This is a genomic window from Streptomyces sp. NTD91, assembly GCF_059510455.1.
In genome coordinates this window covers 107,352-127,121 of the sequence record NZ_JCAJZW010000019.1, presented here as the reverse complement: position 1 = coordinate 127,121, position 19,770 = coordinate 107,352, and the positions used below count along the sequence as shown (strand labels likewise).

The window sequence follows — 19,770 nt, the reverse complement described above, 5'->3', positions numbered from 1 at the left end:
GCCCCCGGCGAACACCCGCATTCCCGGGATTCCCCGAAGGGACCATCGCGTTAGGGTCCATGAAAGGCAGAACAATGAGACGGCCCGGCGCCGTCGTAAGACGAGCAGGTGGATACGTGACGAATCTGATGCCCTCCGCCGCCGGCGAGCCTTCCATCGGTGGTGGCCTCGGCGACCAGGTCTACAACCGGCTGCTCAACGAGCGGATCATCTTCCTCGGCCAGCAGGTTGACGACGACATCGCCAACAAGATCACCGCACAGCTGCTGCTCCTTGCCGCCGATCCGGCCAAGGACATCTACCTGTACATCAACAGCCCCGGCGGCTCGGTGACGGCCGGCATGGCGATCTACGACACCATGCAGTACATCCCGAACGACGTGGTGACGATCGCCATGGGCATGGCGGCCTCGATGGGCCAGTTCCTGCTCACCGGCGGCACCGCGGGCAAGCGCTTCGCCCTGCCGCACGCGGACATCATGATGCACCAGGGCTCCGCCGGCCTCGGCGGTACGGTCTCGGACATCAAGATCCAGGCCGAGTACCTGATGCGCACCAAGAAGCGCATGTCGGAGCTGACCGCGCTGCACTCCGGCCAGACCGTCGAGACGATCATCCGCGACGGCGACCGCGACCGCTGGTTCACTCCGGAGGAGGCCAAGGAGTACGGTCTCATTGACGAGATCATCACGCACGCCTCGGGTGTTCCGGGAGGCGGCGGCACCGGTGCCTGACCGGCCCGGCCTCGCCACGCACCGCGACGACACCAGCCCCCGAACGCCACCAGGACGGTGAACCCCATGAGCAACTTTCCCGGCGCCGCCAGCGGCATGTACGAAGGGCCCCGCCCCGACAGCCGCTATGTCATCCCGCGCTTCGTCGAGCGCACCTCCCAGGGCATCCGCGAGTACGACCCGTACGCGAAGCTCTTCGAGGAGCGCGTGATCTTCCTGGGCGTCCAGATCGACGACGCCTCCGCCAACGACGTCATGGCGCAGCTGCTGTGCCTGGAGTCGATGGACCCCGACCGGGACATCTCGATCTACATCAACAGCCCCGGTGGCGACATGACCGCCCTCACGGCGATCTACGACACGATGCAGTTCGTGAAGCCCGACATCCAGACGGTCTGCATGGGCCAGGCGGCCTCCGCCGCGGCCATCCTGCTCGCCGCGGGCACGCCGGGCAAGCGCATGGCGCTGCCGAACTCCCGCGTGCTGATCCACCAGCCGGCGGGCTCCACCGGCCGCGGTCAGCTCTCCGACCTGGAGATCATCGCGAACGAGTTCACCCGGATGCGCACGCAGCTGGAGGAGATGCTGGCCAAGCACTCGAACCGGCCGATCGAGCAGGTCCGCGAGGACATCGAGCGCGACAAGATCCTCACGGCCGAGGAGGCGCTGGAGTACGGCCTCGTCGACCAGATCATCTCCACCCGCAAGCTGAACAACGCCGCGGTCCGCTGACGCGGAGCGGCGCACCCCGGGCCCCCTTGGCAGGGCCTACCTCAAAGTGAACCCTGCCAAGGGGGGCCCGAACACGGGGCCCGGCAAGGTACCGTCGACATAAGGCAGCACCAGGAGCCGCCGGACTCGAAAGCGTCCGGGCGTCTCCCAGGCGAAGGGGAAGCACACCGTGGCACGCATCGGTGACGGCGGCGATCTGCTCAAGTGCTCGTTCTGCGGCAAGAGCCAGAAGCAGGTCAAGAAGCTCATCGCAGGGCCCGGTGTGTACATCTGCGACGAGTGCATCGATCTCTGCAACGAGATCATCGAGGAGGAGCTCGCCGAGACGAGCGAGGTGCGCTGGGAGGAACTCCCGAAGCCCCGCGAGATCTACGAGTTCCTCGAGGGTTACGTGGTCGGCCAGGAAGCGGCGAAGAAGGCCCTCTCGGTCGCGGTGTACAACCACTACAAGCGGGTCCAGGCGGGCGAGAACGGCGGTCCCGGCGGCCGCGACGACGCCATCGAGCTGGCGAAGTCCAACATCCTCCTGCTGGGCCCCACGGGCTCCGGCAAGACTCTCCTCGCGCAGACCCTGGCGCGCATGCTGAACGTCCCCTTCGCGATCGCCGACGCGACGGCGCTGACGGAGGCCGGCTATGTCGGCGAGGACGTCGAGAACATCCTGCTGAAACTGATCCAGGCGGCGGACTACGACGTCAAGAAGGCCGAGACCGGGATCATCTACATCGACGAGATCGACAAGGTCGCCCGCAAGAGCGAGAACCCGTCGATCACGAGGGACGTCAGCGGCGAGGGCGTGCAGCAGGCGCTCCTCAAGATCCTGGAGGGCACCACGGCCTCCGTCCCGCCGCAGGGCGGCCGCAAGCACCCCCACCAGGAGTTCATCCAGATCGACACGACGAACGTTCTGTTCATCGTGGGCGGTGCCTTCGCCGGCCTGGAGAAGATCATCGAGGCCCGTGCGGGCGCCAAGGGCATCGGCTTCGGCGCGACGATCCTCTCCAAGCGCGAGCTGGAGGCCAAGGACGTCTTCGAGGACGTCATGCCGGAGGACCTGGTCAAGTTCGGCATGATCCCCGAGTTCATCGGCCGTCTCCCGGTGATCACCTCGGTCCACAACCTGGACCGCGAGGCCCTGCTCAAGATCCTGGTCGAGCCCCGCAACGCCCTCGTCAAGCAGTACCAGCGACTCTTCGAACTCGACGGCGTGGAGCTGGACTTCGAGCGCGAGGCCCTGGAGGCCATCGCCGACCAGGCCATCCTCCGCCAGACCGGCGCCCGCGGCCTGCGCGCCATCATGGAGGAAGTCCTCCAGGGGGTCATGTACGAGGTCCCGTCCCGCAAGGACGTGGCCCGCGTCGTCATCACGGCCGACGTGGTCCTCTCCAACGTCAACCCGACCCTGATCCCCCGCGACGCCCGGGGACGGGGGTCCGGCGAGCAGAAGTCCGCGTGAGCGTCGCAGACATACCGAAGGGGCCCCGGTCGATCGGGGCCCCTTCGCGTGAGGGTCTACGGCGTCAGGCCTTCACGCGCACGTCGTTGCGCAGCTTCGCGGCGATGTCCGCCACGTCCTGCATGCTCGACCCCTTGCCGCTGGCCAGGCCGGCGAAGTCGAACGAGGTGATGATGGCCATGGTGCTGTGATCGCCCCAGATGCAGATCGGGACCGACATGGACTTCGGCATGCCGGCTTCCGCGCTGTTGCTCGTGACCTGGCTCTCCTGGCACTTCATGATGCCGTTGCCGAAGCCGGACGGCTTGAACTCCTGCGGTGAGCCGACGAGCTTGCCCTTCGTCTTGTCGCCGCTGCTCGCGTCGCTGTTCTGCTTCTCGGACTTGGTCTTCGCCTCGGCGAACATCGCGTCGACGGCCGCCTCGGGATCCTTGATGGTGCCGTAGGTGCCCTCGAAGACCAGGCTCTTGGTGGCGAACCCGGTACCGGCCTTGTAGCCGGCCTGGACGCCCTGCGCGTTCTGGACGCCGGCGTTCTTGAAGTCGTTCATGTCGTCCTCGCTGACCGAGGAGTCGCTCGAGTCGGCCGACTTCTTGTACGTCCCGTTGATCACTGTCGCCGGAGCGACGAGCTTGTGCGGACCGTCGTCCGCCACGCTTCCGCTGCCGCCGCTGCCGCCGCCGATCACGAGGTACGCACCCACCGCCACGGCCGCCACCACGGCCACCGCGCCGATGATCAGCCCCGTCTTCTTCTTGCCGCCGCCGGCCTGCGGTGCCTCCGGCATGCCGTAGGGCTGCTGCTGGCCGTAGGGGCCCGGCTGCTGGCCGTACGGGTTCGGCTGCTGCGGCACACCCTGCTGCGGGTAGCCGTACCCCGGCTGCGGCGGGGCGGCCGGAGGCGCGTGCTGCGGATAGCCGTAGCCGGGCTGCGGGGCCTGCGGCTGCTGGCCGTACGGGCCCGGCTGGCCGTAGGGCCCCGGCTGGCCGTACGGACCGGGCTGCCCCTGCTGGCCGTAGGGACCCGGCTGCTGGGGCTGCCCGCCGTACGGGCCCGGCTGGTTGTTGCTCATCCCTGGGTTCCCCTCCAGATGCTTATGTGTTCCTGACATCCTGGACCAGACACAGGAAACGCACGGCACCGGGGGCCGCACCGTTACACAACAAACGCGTTTCGGGACCGGCCCGTGACACCTCTAAACTGACCCCCGTGACCGAGAACGCTCAGCAGCAGCCACCCGCGCCCGACTCCGAACTGCCGACCCAGTACGCGCCGGCCGATGTAGAGGGGCCGCTGTACGAGCGCTGGGTGGAGCGGGGCTACTTCGAGGCGGACGAGAAGAGCGACAAGCCGCCGTACACGATCGTCATCCCGCCGCCGAACGTCACCGGCAGCCTGCACCTCGGGCACGCCTTCGAGCACACCCTCATCGACGCCCTGACCCGCCGCAAGCGCATGCAGGGCTACGAGACGCTGTGGCAGCCCGGCATGGATCACGCCGGCATCGCCACGCAGAACGTCGTCGAGCGGGAGCTCGGCAAGGAGGGCAAGTCCCGGCACGACCTCGGCCGTGAGGCGTTCGTCGAGCGCGTCTGGCAGTGGAAGACCGAGTCCGGCGGCCAGATCAGCGGCCAGATGCGCCGCCTGGGTGACGGCGTCGCCTGGTCCCGTGAGCGCTTCACCATGGACGAGGGTCTGTCCCAGGCCGTCCAGACCATCTTCAAGCGCCTCTACGACGACGAGCTGATCTACCGCGCCGAGCGCATCATCAACTGGTGCCCGCGCTGCCTGACGGCCATCTCGGACATCGAGGTCGAGTACCAGGACGACGACGGCGAGCTGGTCTCCATGCGCTACGGCGACGGGGAGGACTCCATCGTCGTCGCCACCACCCGCGCCGAGACGATGCTCGGCGACACCGCCGTCGCCGTCCACCCCGACGACGAGCGCTACCGGCACCTCGTGGGCAAGCTCATCAGGCTCCCGCTGACCGACCGCTCCATCCCGGTCGTCGCCGACACCCACGTCGACCCCGAGTTCGGCACCGGCGCCGTCAAGGTCACCCCCGCCCACGACCCGAACGACTTCGAGATCGGCCGGCGGCACGACCTGCCGTCCATCACGATCATGGATGAGCACGCCGTCATCACCGCGCACGGCCCCTTCCAGGGCCTGGACCGCCTGGAAGCCCGCTCCGCCATCGTCGCCGCGCTGCGCGCCGAGGGCCGGATCGTCGCCGAGAAGCGGCCGTACGTCCACTCCGTCGGCCACTGCTCGCGCTGCAAGACCACCATCGAGCCGCGCCTGTCCATGCAGTGGTGGGTCAGGGTCGGTCCGCTGGCCAAGGCCGCCGGCGACGCCGTCCGCGACGGCCGTGTCAGGATCCACCCGCAGGAGATGGAGAAGCGGTACTTCGATTGGGTCGACAACCTCCACGACTGGTGCATCTCGCGGCAGTTGTGGTGGGGTCACCGGATTCCGGTCTGGTACGGCCCGGACGGCGAGGTCGTCTGCGTCGGCCCCGACGAGGAGCCCCCCACCGGCGAGGGCTGGCGCCAGGACACCGACGTCCTCGACACCTGGTTCTCCTCCGGCCTGTGGCCGTTCTCCACCCTCGGCTGGCCCGAACGGACCGCCTCGCTCACGAAGTTCTACCCGAACTCCGTCCTGGTCACCGGCTACGACATCCTCTTCTTCTGGGTCGCCCGGATGATGATGTTCGGCCTGTACGCGATGGACGGCACTCCGCCGTTCCACACCATCGCGCTGCACGGCATGGTCCGCGACCAGTTCGGCAAGAAGATGTCGAAGTCCTTCGGCAACGCGGTCAACCCGCTGGACTGGATGGACAAGTACGGCAGCGACGCGCTCCGCTTCACCCTCGCGCGCGGCGCCAACCCCGGCGTCGACGTCCCGATCGGCGAGGACTGGGTCCAGGGCTCCCGCAACTTCGCCAACAAGATCTGGAACGCCACCCGCTTCGCCCTGATGAACGGCGCCACGGTGGAGGGCGGACTGCCGGACCCGGCGAAGATGTCGGCGACGGACCGCTGGATCCTCTCCCGCCTGAACTCCGTCGTGGCCGAAGTCGACGCCTACTACGACGACTTCCAGTTCGCCAAGCTGTCGGACACCCTCTTCCACTTCGCGTGGGACGAGGTCTTCGACTGGTACGTCGAGCTGTCCAAGACCGTCTTCCAGGCGGGCGGCGAGCCGGCCGAGGTCAGCAAGCGCGTCCTGGGCGAGGTCCTGGACGTCACCCTCAAACTGCTCCACCCGGTGGTCCCGTTCGTCACGGAGACCCTCTGGACGACGCTGACGGGCGGCGAGTCCGTCGTCATCGCCGAGTGGCCGAAGGACAACGGCTTCCGTGACCCGGCGGCCGAGCAGGAGATCTCCACGCTCCAGTCGGTCATCACCGAGGTCCGCCGCTTCCGCGCCGACCAGGGCCTCCAGCCCGGCCAGCGCGTGCCGGCCCGCCTGACGCTCGACGGTACGGCCCTCGCCCCGCACGAGGCCGCCATCCGCCAGCTGCTGCGCCTCCAGCCGGAGGGCGAGAACTTCACCGCCACGGCCACCCTCCCGGTCGCCGGCGCCGAGGTCGCGCTCGACCTGTCCGGCACCATCGACGTGGCCGCCGAGCGCAAGCGCCTCGCCAAGGACCTCGCCGCCGCCGAGAAGGAGAAGGACCAGGCCACGGCCAAGCTCGGCAACGAAGCCTTCCTCGCCAAGGCCCCGGAGAACGTGGTGGACAAGATCCGCACGCGCCTCGCCAAGGCCGAGGAGGACATCACCCGTATCACGGCGCAGCTGGAGAAGCTGCCGCAGGCGTAGGGCCGTACGCCGCTGAAGGTCCCCCGGTCCTGTTCAGGCCCCGGGGGCCTTCGCGCACCCGGGGACGGGCGCCGCTCGCCGGGGGGTGCCGCCCGCGGGCCACGGCTTCGACGGCGGACGGCACCGCAGCTCCCCGGGGGCGCGGGGAACCGCGCGACCGGCCTACCGGACAAGCCACTCCGTACCAGCGCCGCGAAGCCCCCGCCCGCTCCGTAGACTGGGCCCCGTGAGCGACCCGAACGGCACCGACCAGCCCGACCCCCTCGACAGCTTCGACGAGATCATCGCCGAGGAGACCACGCGCGATCCCGACCTCGCGGTGATCGAGGCCGGCAGCCGCACCCTGCGCACCCAGGGCGGCCCGCCGCAGGCCGACGTACCCACCCGGCCCGAGGACCCCGAGGTCGACAAGGCCCTGCGCGAGGTCGAGGCCGAGCTGGCCACCCGCTGGGGCGAGACGAAGCTGGAGCCGTCGGTCAGCCGCATCTCCGCGCTGATGGACGTCCTGGGCGAGCCCCAGCGCTCGTACCCCTCGATCCACATCACGGGCACCAACGGCAAGACCTCCACCGCGCGCATGATCGAGGCCCTGCTCGGCGCCTTCGAGCTGCGCACCGGCCGCTACACCAGCCCCCACGTGCAGTCGATCACCGAGCGGATCAGTCTCGACGGTGCCCCGATCTCCGCCGAGCGCTTCGTCGAGACGTACAACGACATCAAGCCGTACGTCGAGATGGTGGACGGCCGGCAGGAGTACCGGCTCTCCTTCTTCGAGGTGCTCACCGGCATGGCATACGCGGCCTTCGCGGACGCGCCGGTCGACGTCGCCGTCGTCGAGGTCGGCATGGGCGGCTCCTGGGACGCCACCAACGTGATCGACGCCGATGTCGCGGTGATCACCCCGATCGACCTCGACCACACCGACCGCCTCGGCGAGACGACCGCGCAGATCGCCGGTGAAAAGGGCGGGATCATCAAGCAGGACGCCACCGTGATCATGGCCCAGCAGCCGGTGGACGCGGCGCAGGTGCTGCTGAAGAGGGCCGTGGAGGTGGACGCCACCGTGGCCCGCGAGGGCCTGGAGTTCGGCGTCGTCGCCCGGCAGGTCGCGGTCGGCGGGCAGCTGCTCACGCTGCGCGGTCTCGGCGGCGAGTACCCCGAGATGTACCTCCCGCTGCACGGCGCCCACCAGGCGCACAACGCGGCCGTCGCCCTCGCGGCCGTCGAGGCCTTCTTCGGCGTCGGCGCGCAGCGCGCCGAGCCGCTGGACATCGACACCGTCCGCAAGGCATTCGCGGCCGTGTCCTCGCCGGGCCGCCTGGAGGTCGTTCGGCGCTCTCCGACCATCGTGCTGGACGCCGCGCACAACCCGGCGGGTGCGCGGGTGACCGCCGAGGCGGTGCAGGAGGCGTTCGACTTCAGCCGGCTGATCGGCGTGGTCGGCGCGAGCGGCGACAAGAACGTGCGGGGCCTGCTGGAGGCCTTCGAGCCGATCCTCGCCGAGGTCGTCGTCACGCAGAACTCCAGCCACCGTGCCATGGACGCGGACGAACTGGCCGCGATCGCCGTCGAGGTGTTCGGTGAGGAGCGGGTGCAGGTCGAGCCGCGGCTGCCGGACGCCCTGGAGGCCGCGATCACGCTGGCCGAGGAGGAGGGCGAGTTCGCGGGCGGCGGCGTGCTGGTCACCGGTTCCGTCATCACGGTGGGCGAGGCCCGCCTGCTCCTGGGGAAGGGCTGATCCGCGCATGCGTACGCTGTGCTCCTCCACCCTGATCGGCGAGTTCTTCGTCATCGGCTTCGCCGGGCTCGTCGCCATGAAGGACCCGGGCCTGTCGGTCTCCACGGTGTGGCTGGTCAGCGGTATCGCCATGCTGCTGTGCGTGGCGCTGTGCGGCATGGTGACCAGGCCGGGCGGTGTGGCCCTCGGCTGGGCCCTGCAGATCGCCCTGATCGCCTCCGGCGTCTTCGTCCCGATCATGTACTTCATGGGCGCGGTGTTCGCGGGGCTGTGGTGGGCATCGGTGCACTTCGGCCGAAAGGTGGACGAGGCGAAGGCCAGGTTCGCCGCCCGGACGGAGTCCGACTCCTCCGCAGCTGACGCTGTGTGATGGGCGGCCCGACACGCCCTGTAACCTCGTCCCACCGCACATGTCTGTCGCGTAAGGAGCCTCCCGTGAGCCAGCGCACCCTCGTCATCCTCAAGCCCGACGCCGTCCGTCGAGGCCTGACCGGCGAGATCATCAGCCGTGTCGAGCGCAAGGCCGGCTGGCAGATCACCGCGCTGGAGCTGCGCACCCTGGACCGTGCCACGCTGGAGCAGCACTACGCCGAGCACGTCGGCAAGCCGTTCTACGAGCCGCTGGTGGAGTTCATGTCCTCCGGTCCCGTCGTCGTGCTGATCGTCGAGGGCGAGCGGGTCATCGAGGGCGTCCGTGCGCTCGCCGGCCCGACCGACCCGATCGCCGCCGCACCGGGCTCCATCCGCGGCGACTACGGCGTGATCGTCCGGGAGAACCTGATCCACGCCTCCGACTCCGAGGAGTCCGCCGAGCGCGAGGTGAAGATCTTCTTCCCGGGCCGCGCCTGAGCGACGCGCACGCCGCAGGCAGAGTTTTCGCTAAATTTTCTGAGGCGGCGTCAGCTCGAACCGATGGCACCTGACCAGGGACGGCCGCACATTTCCGGCCGTCTCTTGGCATATGCCGCGCCGATCGGGGGAACGCGTGCCCCCGATGGACCGTCTCCACAAGCGAGGCGGCCCGCCATCTGGTGACAATGGCGGAGACCCTCGCGCAGTGTTCGTGCAGGCGCGTTTACGATGGAAGCCTTCACGTCACAGCACCCGCCTCGCCGACCTGATATGCCCTCAAAAGCGCAGGAAGGCCAGATGAATCCGGATGGGGAACTCAATGTCGTTCATCGGCCGTGACATGGCTGTCGACCTCGGGACCGCCAACACGCTGGTGTACGTCAGGGGTCGCGGAATCGTACTCAACGAGCCGTCCGTTGTCGCAATCAACACCAACACGGGTGGGATCCTCGCGGTCGGTGCCGAAGCGAAGAAGATGATCGGCCGGACGCCGGGCAACATCGTGGCCGTCCGCCCCCTGAAGGACGGCGTGATCGCCGACTTCGAGATCACCGAGCGCATGCTCCGCTACTTCATCCTGAAGATCCACAAGCGGCGGTATCTGGCTCGTCCGCGGGTCGTCGTCTGTGTGCCCTCGGGCATCACGGGCGTCGAGCGCCGCGCCGTGATTGAGGCGTCCTCCCAGGCGGGTGCGCGCCAGGTGCACATCATCGAGGAGCCGATGGCCGCCGCCATCGGCTCCGGCCTGCCGGTCCACGAGGCCACGGGCAACATGGTGGTGGACATCGGCGGCGGCACCACGGAGGTCGCGGTCATCTCGCTCGGCGGCATCGTCACCGCGCAGTCCATCCGCGTCGCGGGCGACGAACTGGACAACGCGATCATCCAGTACATCAAGAAGGAGTACAGCCTTCTGCTGGGTGAGCGCACGGCCGAACAGATCAAGATCACGATCGGTTCGGCGTACGATCTCGACGCCGACGAGCACACCGAAGTCCGCGGCCGGGACCTGGTGTCCGGCCTGCCGAAGACCGTGGTCATCTCCGCCGCCGAGGTCCGCAAGGCGATCGAGGAACCGGTCAACGCGATCGTGGACGCCGTCAAGACGACCCTCGACAAGTGCCCGCCGGAGCTGTCCGGCGACATCATGGACCGAGGAATCGTTCTGACCGGCGGCGGCGCCCTGCTGCGCGGGCTCGACGAGCGGCTGCGCCGGGAGACCGGCATGCCGATCCACATCGCCGAGGACCCGCTGGACAGCGTCGCGCTCGGCTCCGGCAAGTGCGTCGAGGAGTTCGAGGCACTGCAGCAGGTCCTGGACGCCCAGCCGCGCAGATGACGAACTCTACGATTCCGCCGTACGAGACGTTCTCCTCTCGTGCGGCGGATCGTTGATATAGAGGCATAAGCTCCCGCAAATGGGCCCCTTGTGTTTGCGTTTTCCGCAGGCGCTGCACCGGGGCCCCCGAATTCCTATCGAGGAAGGGCACGGCCGCCGCACGTGAGGGACACGAAAGAGAGCCGGTTGCTCCTGGTCCTGCTGGTCGCCATCGCGTTCGCGCTGATCACGGTGGATATCCGCGGGGGCCGGAACTCCCCGGTCGACGGTGCCCGGCAGGCCGCGGCCGCGGTGTTCGGCCCGGTCGAGAGCGGACTGTCCTCGGCGGTCGATCCGGTCGGCAACGCCGTCTCCGCGATCCGGGACTCCGGCGGCCGGCACGACCGGCTCGCGCGGCTGGAGACGGAGAACGCGGCTCTCAAGGCGAAGCTCGGCAGCGACGACCGCAACCGCAGCCGGCTGAACCAGCTCGACAAGATGCTGAAGCTCGCCGGCGAGGGCCAGTACGGCATCAAGGGCGCCCAGGTCATCGCCATAGGCGCGGCGCAGGGCTTCTCCTGGACTATCACCATCGACGCCGGCGCCAACGACGGCATCAGGCGCGACATGACCGTCCTCAACGGCGACGGACTGGTCGGCCGGGTCACCACGGTCGGTCCCGACACCTCCACCGTGCTCCTCGCCAACGACCCCGACTTCACGGTCGGCACCCGCATGGAGGGCAGCGACGAACTCGGCTTCGCCTCCGGGCAGGGTGACCGCCCGCTGCGCGTCGAGCTGCTCAACGCCAAGGCGGAGGTGAAGAAGGGCGACCGCCTCGTCACCTTCGGCTCCGAGGCCGACAAGCCGTTCGTGCCGGGCGTGCCGGTCGGCGTGGTCTCCCGCGTCGAACCCTCCAACGGTGGCCTCACCCGCACGGTCTACGTCACCCCGTACGTCGGCTTCACCAAGCTCGACATCGTCGGCGTGGTCGTCCAGGCCCCCAAGAAGGACCCGCGCGACGAGGTCCTGCCGGCCAAGCCCAAGCCGGTCCCGACACCGACGGTGACCGTCACGGTGACCCCCTCGGCCAACGCGAACGACACGACCGGCCAGCAGCAGTAGGAGCTGACTTTTCCATGCGCCTCAACCGGATCCTGCTCTCCAGCGCACTGGTCGTCGTCGCCCTGGTGATCCAGGTGAGCGTCCTCGCCCGCCTGCATCTGCCGGGCGCCGTCCCCGACCTGCTGCTGCTCACCGTCCTCGGCCTCGCCATGGTGTACGGCCATGTCGGCGGCGCCCTCGTCGGTTTCGGCGCCGGACTGCTCGCCGACCTCGCGCCACCCGCCGACCACGCCGCCGGCCGCTACGCCCTCGTGCTGTGCGTCACCGGCTACTTCGCCGGGCTCATCAAGCCGGAGAACGGCCGCCTGAAGTCGGCGACCGGCCCGATGGCCGTCGTGGTCGCCGCCGCGATCGGCTCCACGCTGCTGTACGCGGGCGTCGGCGCGCTGGTCGGAGACACCGCCGCCCGCCATGTCGGTCTGCCCGGGCTGCTGTTCTCGGCGGCCCTGTACGACCTGCTGCTCGCCCCGTTCGTGGTCCCCGGGATCATGTGGCTGGCCCGCCGCGCGGACAACGACCCGCTGACCGAGACCGGGCCCGCCGCCAAGGCCGGTGACATCTCCACCGGCTGGCTCTCCTCCGGCACCGGCCTGCGCATCGGCAGCCAACGCGGCGGCTTCGGCGTGCTGAAGGCCAAGGCCCGCACCCGCTCCGCGCGCGTCGGCCGCATCAAGGGGGTCAAGCGGCTGTGAACCACGGTCAAGCAGTCCCCCCCTCCGAAGGGTTCACCCGAACGGGTCGGCCCTCCCGGAACACGGGTTCACAGGCTGGTCGTTCATCATGCGTACGCGCACACGCCCGTCGCACACCGGCGCCGCACGCGCACACGCTCACGCACTGAGAGGGGGAGACACCGCAGTGACCAACATCCCCGAGACCGGCCGGACCCCACGGGTCCAGATCCGGCTCGTCGTGATCCAGATCCTCGTCCTCTCCCTCCTCGGCACGCTCGGCGGCCGACTCTGGTACCTGCAGATCCGCGAGGGCGCCCAGTACCAGAAGGAGGCGTCCGGCAACCACGTCCAGCAGGTCGTCGACCCCGCCGTGCGCGGAGACATCCTCGACGCCCGCGGCGTCCCCCTCGCGGACAACGAGACCCGCCTGGTCGTCTCCGCCTCCCGCACCGACCTGCTCAAGCAGAGGGACGACGGCAAGGCGGTCCTCACCAAGCTGGCCGGCGTCCTCGGCATGAAGCCCGAGGAGGTCATCCAGAAGGTCCGGCTGTGCGACGCCAAGACCCCCAAGCCGTGCTGGAACGGCTCGCCGTACCAGCCGATCCCGATCACCGACAAGGCCACGCCCAAGCAGGCCCTGCAGATCCGTGAGCGCGCCGAGGACTTCCCCGGCATCACCGCCGAGCCCGAGGCCGTGCGCCGCTACCCCGGCCCCGGCGGCTCCAACACCGCGCAGGTCCTCGGCTATCTCTCGCCCGTCACCGACGCCGAGATCGAGAAGGCCAAGAACACCGACTCGCCCTACCTGCGCTCCGACATGGTCGGCCGCTCCGGCCTGGAACGGGAGTACGACAAGGAGCTGCGCGGAAAGGCCGGCGTCACCCGCTACGAGGTGGACAACCTCGGCCGGGTCATCGGCAAGGCCAAGTCGGACGCCGCCGAACCCGGCTCGAACCTGGTCACCAGCATCGACTCCCGGGTCCAGCGCGTCGCCGAGTACGAACTGGACAAGGCGATGAAGGCCGCCCGCCAGCAGTACGACAACATCACCCACGAGAACTACAAGGCCGACTCCGGCGCCGTCGTCGTCATGGAGGCCAAGACCGGCCGGATCGTCGCCATGGCCTCCGCCCCGACCTACGACCCGAACGTGTGGGTGGGCGGCATCTCCGCCAAGGACTACAAGGCCCTCACCGGCAAGGACTCCGACTACCCCCTGCTCAACAGGGCCATACAGGGCCAGGCGGCCCCCGGTTCGACGTTCAAGGTGGTCTCGACGGCCGCCGCGGTCAACGCCGGCTACCCCTGGGACGGCGGCTACCCCTGCACCAGCTCCTACTCGGTCGGCGGCCAGGTCTTCAAGAACTTCGAGGGCGAGAACTTCGGCGACATCTCCCTGGGCCGCGCCCTGGAGGTCTCCTGCGACACCGTCTTCTACGGCCTCGCCGACAAGGAGTGGAAGAAGGACGGCGGCATCAACCCGAAGAAGGGCCAGCCCAAGGACTGGTTCTTCAAGACCGCCCACCAGTTCGGCCTCGGCAAGCCGACCGGCGTCGACCTGCCCAACGAGGTCACCGGCCGGATCCCCGACCGCCAGTGGAAGCTCGACTACTGGAAGGCCAACAAGGACGCCTGGTGCAAGACAGGCAAGAAGGACGGCTCCTACGTCCAGAGGATCTATTACGAGAACTGCCTCGAAGGCAACAAGATGCGCGAGGGTGACGAGATCAACTACTCCATCGGCCAGGGCGACACCCTCGTCACACCGATCCAGGAGGCGATGATCTACAGCGCCGTCGCCAACGGCGGCACCGAGTACGTCCCGATCATCGGCAAGGCGATCATCAGCCCCGACGGCAAGACCATCACCCCGATCAAGCCGAAGGTGCGCGCCAAGCTCCCGGTCAGCCAGGCCACCCTCAAGGGCATGAACGACGCCTTCGCGGGCGTCATCACCCGCGGTACGGCCGCGTGGAAGTTCAACGGCTGGCCGCAGGACAAGATCCCGCTGCACGGCAAGACCGGTACGGCGGAGGTCTACGGCAAGCAGACCACGTCCTGGCTGGCCACCTACTCCAAGGACTACACGGTGATCATGACGATCGCCCAGGCCGGTACGGGCTCCGGCGCCTCCGGTGAAGCCGTGCGCAACATCTACAGCGCGCTCTACGGCGTCCAGGGCGACGGCTCCATCGACACGAAGAAGGCGCTCCTGCCCCAGCCGCAGAAGGGCCTGCCGAAGGTCCGCCCGGACGGCACGATCGACTCCCCGAAGATCACCGGCGACCCCGGGAAGGACGCCGAGGCCTCCCAGCAGAACAATCCCAGCAACGGCACCGACCAGCAGCCCGCCACGAGCCCCTCGCCCACCACGGGCAACCGCAACACCCGAAGGCGGCCGGGCGCACGCCGGAAGAGGGGAAGCCGGAGGATGCCCTCATGACCGGCACGAACAGCTTCTCCGTCTCCGGGTACGGCCCCGCGCGGGCCGGCTGGACCAGGATCTTCGCCCGCGACTCGCTGACCCGCCGGCTCGACTGGCCGATCCTGCTCGCCGCGGTCGCGCTGTCCTTCATCGGGTCCCTGCTGGTGTTCTCGGCGACCCGCAACCGCACCGAGATCAACCAGGGCGACCCGTACTTCTTCCTCGAGCGGGACCTGATCAACATCGGCATCGGGTTCGCGCTGATGATCGCCACGCTCTGGCTGGGCCACCGCGCGCTGCGCAACGCCGTGCCGATCCTCTACGGCCTGTCCGTCCTGCTGGCTCTGACGGTCCTCACCCCGCTCGGCGCCACCATCAACGGCCAGCGCAACTGGCTCGTCATCGGCGGCTTCTCACTGCAGCCCGCCGAATTCCTCAAGGTGAGCATCATCCTGGGCATGGCGATGATGCTCGCGGCCCGGGTGGACGCGGGCGACAAGCCGCACCCCGACCACCGGACCGTGGCCCAGTCCCTCGGCCTCGCGGCCGTGCCCTGCCTGATCCTGCTGCTCATGCCGGACCTCGGCTCCGTGCTCGCCATGGTGGCCATCATCCTGGGCGTGCTGCTCGCCTCCGGCGCCTCCAACCGCTGGATCTTCGGCCTGATCGTCACCGGAGTGATCGGCTGCATCGCCATCTGGCAGCTGCACATCCTGGACCAGTACCAGATCAACCGCTTCGCCGCCTTCGCCAACCCGGACCTGGACCCGGCCGGCGTCGGCTACAACACCAACCAGGCGCGCATCGCCATCGGCTCCGGCGGCCTCACCGGGGCCGGCCTCTTCCACGGCTCGCAGACCACCGGCCAGTTCGTGCCCGAGCAGCAGACCGACTTCGTCTTCACGGTCGCGGGGGAGGAGCTGGGCTTCGTCGGCGCCGGCTTCATCATCTTCCTGCTGGGCGTGGTGCTGTGGCGGGCCTGCCGCATCGCCCGCGACTCCACCGAGCTGTACGGGACGATCGTGGCCGCCGGGATCGTCGCCTGGTTCGCCTTCCAGGCGTTCGAGAACATCGGCATGACCCTCGGCATCATGCCGGTCACCGGCCTGCCGCTGCCGTTCGTGTCCTACGGCGGCTCGTCGATGTTCGCGGTGTGGGTGGCCGTGGGACTACTGCAGTCGATCAAGGTGCAAAGACCCATGTCGGCATAGGTCTCCGGTGGGGGCCGGCCGGGGTCGTCCACCGGGCGGACGGCGGGAACTTCCCGGCCATTCACCCAGAGCGGCCCCTGCCGCGCCGCCCCGCGGGCCACTAGATTCAATTCATGGCGGATGAGAAACGCGAGATCGAGCGCAAGTACGAGTCCGACGACAGTGGGCTGCCCGACCTGACCGGCGTCGGCAGGGTGGCGGCCGTCCTGGACAAGGGCATGGTGGAACTCGACGCCACCTACTACGACACCGCAGACGAACGCCTGGCCGCCGCCGCCCTCACACTGCGCCGCCGCACCGGAGGCGCGGATGCCGGCTGGCATCTGAAGTTCCCGGTCGAACCGGGCGTGCGCGACGAGATACGCGCCCCGCTCTCCGACACCGTGCCCGAGGAGATCGCCGCCCTCGTGCGCTCCCGCGTCCGCGACGCCGAGCTGATCCCGCTGGTCCGGCTGCGCTCAGCCCGCGACGTGCGCCACCTCGTCGACGCCGAGGGCACCCTGCTCGCCGAGGCCAGCGTCGACGCCGTGACCGCCGAGCGCCTCGGCGGCAAGGGCGGCGCCGCCCAGTGGACCGAGATCGAGGTGGAACTCGCCGAAGACGGCGACCCCGCCTTCCTCGACCAGGTGGAGAAACGGCTGCGCAGAGCCGGCGTACGCCCCTCGGCGTCGCCGTCGAAGCTCGCCCGCGCCCTGGAGCAGACCGGCGGCCGGCGCCCCGGGAACGACACACCGGCACCGCCGCAGACGGCCGGTGACCACGTCCTCGCCTATCTGCGGACCCAGCGGGACGTGCTGGTCGAGCTCGACCCCGCCGTCCGCCGGGGCGTGCCCGACTCCGTGCACCGTATGCGAGTCGCCACCCGCCGCGCCCGCAGCACCCTGCGCACCTTCCGCTCCGTCCTCGACCGTACCGTCACCGACCCCCTCGGGGCCGAGCTCAAGTGGCTCGCGGCCGAGCTCGGGGTCGACCGCGACCACGAGGTGATGGCCGAACGCCTGACGGCCGCCCTCGACGCCCTCCCGCCCGACCTGGTCGTCGGACCACTGCCCGAGCGCCTCGCGTCGTGGGCCGAGGCCCGGCACAGCGGCGCGCACGCCCACCTCACCGGCGTCCTGGACTCCCGCCGCCATCTCACCCTTCTCGACACCCTGGACACCCTCCTCGCCGACCCGCCGCTGCGGAAGGCGGCCGCGCAACCACCGGAGAAGGTGCTGGCCAAGGCCGTACGCAAGGACCTGGCCAGGCTCTCCGCACTGATCGAGCAGGCGCTCGGCGCCCCGCCCGGCCAGGAGCGCGACGTCGCCGTGCACGAGGCCCGCAAGAAGGCCAAGCGCACCCGGTACGCGGCCGAGGCGGCAACCCCGGCCCTGGGAGGACCGGCACGTTCCCTCACCAAGTCCATGAAGTTGCTCACCACCCTGCTCGGCGACCACCAGGACAGCGTCATGACCCGCCTGACCCTGCGCGAGCTGTCCGCGGTGGCCCACGCGGCGGGGGAGAGCACGTTCACCTACGGCCTGCTGTACGGCCGCGAGGAGGCACGGGCGGCACAGGTGGAGGCGGACCTGCCCGGAGTGTGGAAGGCGGCCGGCTCCGGGGCGGCCCTCTGAGCGGTCGGGGGAGCGCCTCGGCCGGGTTAGGCTTGATGGTCACCCCTGTCAGCTCATGAAGGTTCGCGAGATGCCTGTCGAGTCGGTTTTCCCGCAGCTCGAAGCTCTGCTTCCCCACGTGCAGAAGCCGATCCAGTACGTCGGTGGAGAGCTCAACTCCACCGTCAAGGACTGGGAAGAGTGCGATGTCCGGTGGGCGCTCATGTACCCGGACGCGTACGAGGTCGGCCTGCCCAACCAGGGCGTCCAGATCCTCTACGAGGTCCTCAACGAGCAGGAGGGCGTCCTCGCCGAGCGCACGTACAGCGTGTGGCCGGACCTGGAGGCGCTGATGCGCGAGCACGGCGTCCCGCAGTTCACGGTCGACACCCACCGCCCGGTGAAGGCCTTCGACGTGTTCGGCCTCAGCTTCTCCACGGAGCTGGGCTACACGAACATGCTCGCCGCCCTGGACCTCGCCGGGATCCCCCTGGAGTCCCGGGACCGCACCGACGACGACCCGGTCGTGCTGGCCGGCGGCCACGCGGCGTTCAACCCGGAGCCGATCGCCGACTTCATCGACGCGGCGATCCTCGGCGACGGCGAGCAGGCCGTCCTCGACATGACCCGGATCATCCGCGCGTGGAAGGCCGAGGGCCGCCCCGGCGGCCGCCAGGAACTCCTGTTCCGCCTGGCGAAGACCGGCGGGGTGTACGTTCCGGCGTTCTACGACGTCGAGTACCTGCCGGACGGCCGTATCGCCCGCGTCGTCCCGAACCGCTCCGGCGTCCCGTGGCGGGTCAGCAAGCACACGGTCATGGATCTGGACGAGTGGCCGTACCCCAAGCAGCCGCTGGTCCCCCTCGCCGAGACGGTCCACGAGCGCATGTCGGTGGAGATCTTCCGGGGCTGCACCCGGGGCTGCCGCTTCTGCCAGGCGGGCATGATCACCCGCCCGGTCCGCGAGCGCTCGATCACGGGCATCGGCGAGATGGTCGACAAGGGTCTGAAGGCGACGGGCTTCGAGGAGGTGGGCCTGCTCTCCCTGTCCTCGGCGGACCACTCGGAGATCGGCGACATCGCCAAGGGCCTGGCGGACCGCTACGAGGACGACAAGGTCGGCCTCTCCCTCCCCTCCACCCGGGTCGACGCCTTCAACATCGACCTGGCGAACGAACTGACCCGCAACGGCCGCCGTTCGGGCCTGACCTTCGCCCCCGAGGGCGGCTCGGAGCGCATCCGCAAGGTCATCAACAAGATGGTCTCGGAGGAGGACCTGATCCGTACGGTCGCCACGGCGTACGGCAACGGCTGGCGCCAGGTGAAGCTGTACTTCATGTGCGGCCTGCCGACCGAGACGGACGAGGACGTCCTCCAGATCGCCGACATGGCGACGCGCGTCATCCAGAAGGGCCGCGAGGTCTCGGGGTCCAACGACATCCGCTGCACGGTCTCCATCGGCGGGTTCGTGCCCAAGCCGCACACCCCCTTCCAGTGGGCCCCGCAGCTGTCGGCGGAGGAGACGGACGCCCGCCTGGAGAAGCTCCGCGACAAGATCCGCGGCGACAAGAAGTACGGCCGCTCCATCGGCTTCCGCTACCACGACGGCAAGCCGGGCATCGTCGAGGGCCTTCTCTCCCGCGGCGACCGCCGTATCGGCGCCGTCATCCGCGCGGTCTACGACGACGGCGGCCGCTTCGACGGCTGGCGCGAGCACTTCTCCTACGACCGCTGGATGTCCTGTGCCGTCAAGGCCCTGGCCCCCTACGGCGTGGACCTCGACTGGTACACCACCCGCGAGCGCACCTACGAGGAGGTCCTCCCCTGGGACCACCTCGACTCCGGCCTCGACAAGGACTGGCTGTGGGAGGACTGGCAGGACGCCCTCGACGAGACGGAGGTCGAGGACTGCCGCTGGACTCCGTGCTTCGACTGCGGCGTCTGCCCGCAGATGGATACGGCCATACAAATCGGCCCGACCGGCGAGAAGTTGCTGCCGCTGACGGTCAAGAACGCGGGTCCGACGCCGGCTTCGAGCGGTCACGCGCACTGAGGTGGGCGGGGAACTCCATCGGGTGA

15 protein-coding genes are annotated in these 19,770 nt (G+C 69.3%); 14 read left to right on the top strand and 1 reads right to left on the bottom strand.

All coding sequences use genetic code 11. The annotated features are described in order from the left end of the window. The first annotated feature begins 128 nt into the window (after positions 1-128). The 3 genes from AC5WRT_RS20870 (at position 129) to clpX (ending at position 2,922) form a co-directional block, all read left to right on the top strand. Positions 129-734 carry an ATP-dependent Clp protease proteolytic subunit gene (locus AC5WRT_RS20870; protein WP_496094878.1) on the top strand — a complete coding sequence of 202 codons (606 nt, stop codon included), beginning with the start codon at positions 129-131 and terminating at the stop codon, positions 732-734. A 66-nt stretch (positions 735-800) separates the two neighbouring features. Continuing rightward, on the top strand, positions 801-1,466 hold the full coding sequence (locus tag AC5WRT_RS20865) for an ATP-dependent Clp protease proteolytic subunit (protein WP_330339972.1): 666 nt from the start codon (positions 801-803) through the stop codon (positions 1,464-1,466). A gap of 169 nt (positions 1,467-1,635) precedes the next feature. Next, complete coding sequence (gene clpX, locus AC5WRT_RS20860; RefSeq protein ID WP_208900879.1) at positions 1,636-2,922, top strand: ATP-dependent Clp protease ATP-binding subunit ClpX; 1,287 nt, start codon at positions 1,636-1,638, stop codon at positions 2,920-2,922. Positions 2,923-2,986: 64 nt separating this feature from the next. Here the strand turns inward: clpX and AC5WRT_RS20855 are convergent, their stop codons facing one another. After that, positions 2,987-3,994 (bottom strand): hypothetical protein, encoded by a 1,008-nt coding sequence (locus AC5WRT_RS20855; RefSeq protein WP_496094790.1) that lies wholly within the window; start codon positions 3,992-3,994, stop codon positions 2,987-2,989. Between the two features lie 137 nt (positions 3,995-4,131). Here AC5WRT_RS20855 and AC5WRT_RS20850 point away from each other — a divergent pair, with 137 nt between their 5' ends. The 11 genes from AC5WRT_RS20850 (at position 4,132) to AC5WRT_RS20800 (ending at position 19,744) form a co-directional block, all read left to right on the top strand. Next, the gene (locus AC5WRT_RS20850; protein WP_496094791.1) at positions 4,132-6,756 is read left to right on the top strand and encodes a valine--tRNA ligase; all 2,625 of its coding nucleotides are present in this window, start codon (positions 4,132-4,134) and stop codon (positions 6,754-6,756) included. A gap of 226 nt (positions 6,757-6,982) precedes the next feature. After that, positions 6,983-8,494, top strand: a complete 1,512-nt coding sequence (folC, locus tag AC5WRT_RS20845) for a bifunctional tetrahydrofolate synthase/dihydrofolate synthase (protein WP_496094792.1) — start codon at positions 6,983-6,985, stop codon at positions 8,492-8,494. A 7-nt stretch (positions 8,495-8,501) separates the two neighbouring features. Further along, a complete protein-coding gene (locus AC5WRT_RS20840; protein WP_496094793.1) occupies positions 8,502-8,864 on the top strand; it encodes a DUF4233 domain-containing protein in 363 nt (120 codons plus the stop codon). A 65-nt stretch (positions 8,865-8,929) separates the two neighbouring features. Next, positions 8,930-9,343, top strand: coding sequence for a nucleoside-diphosphate kinase (gene ndk, locus AC5WRT_RS20835; RefSeq protein ID WP_496094794.1), 414 nt, complete (start codon positions 8,930-8,932; stop codon positions 9,341-9,343). 322 nt (positions 9,344-9,665) lie between these two features. Beyond that, positions 9,666-10,685: a rod shape-determining protein gene (locus AC5WRT_RS20830; protein ID WP_031158632.1), complete on the top strand. Its 1,020-nt coding sequence runs from the start codon at positions 9,666-9,668 to the stop codon at positions 10,683-10,685. A gap of 162 nt (positions 10,686-10,847) precedes the next feature. Further along, the gene (gene mreC, locus AC5WRT_RS20825; protein ID WP_496094795.1) at positions 10,848-11,789 is read left to right on the top strand and encodes a rod shape-determining protein MreC; all 942 of its coding nucleotides are present in this window, start codon (positions 10,848-10,850) and stop codon (positions 11,787-11,789) included. Positions 11,790-11,803: 14 nt separating this feature from the next. Further along, entirely contained in the window at positions 11,804-12,481 is a 678-nt protein-coding gene (gene mreD, locus AC5WRT_RS20820; RefSeq protein ID WP_496094796.1) for a rod shape-determining protein MreD, read from the top strand. 166 nt (positions 12,482-12,647) lie between these two features. Next, complete coding sequence (gene mrdA, locus AC5WRT_RS20815; RefSeq protein ID WP_496094797.1) at positions 12,648-14,906, top strand: penicillin-binding protein 2; 2,259 nt, start codon at positions 12,648-12,650, stop codon at positions 14,904-14,906. Further along, complete coding sequence (gene rodA / locus AC5WRT_RS20810; RefSeq protein WP_496094798.1) at positions 14,903-16,099, top strand: rod shape-determining protein RodA; 1,197 nt, start codon at positions 14,903-14,905, stop codon at positions 16,097-16,099. Before mrdA ends, rodA begins: the two co-directional genes overlap by 4 nt. A gap of 113 nt (positions 16,100-16,212) precedes the next feature. Next, positions 16,213-17,712, top strand: coding sequence for a CYTH and CHAD domain-containing protein (locus AC5WRT_RS20805; RefSeq protein ID WP_496094799.1), 1,500 nt, complete (start codon positions 16,213-16,215; stop codon positions 17,710-17,712). Positions 17,713-17,782: 70 nt separating this feature from the next. Then, entirely contained in the window at positions 17,783-19,744 is a 1,962-nt protein-coding gene (locus tag AC5WRT_RS20800; RefSeq protein ID WP_496100488.1) for a TIGR03960 family B12-binding radical SAM protein, read from the top strand. Positions 19,745-19,770 lie beyond the last annotated feature (26 nt).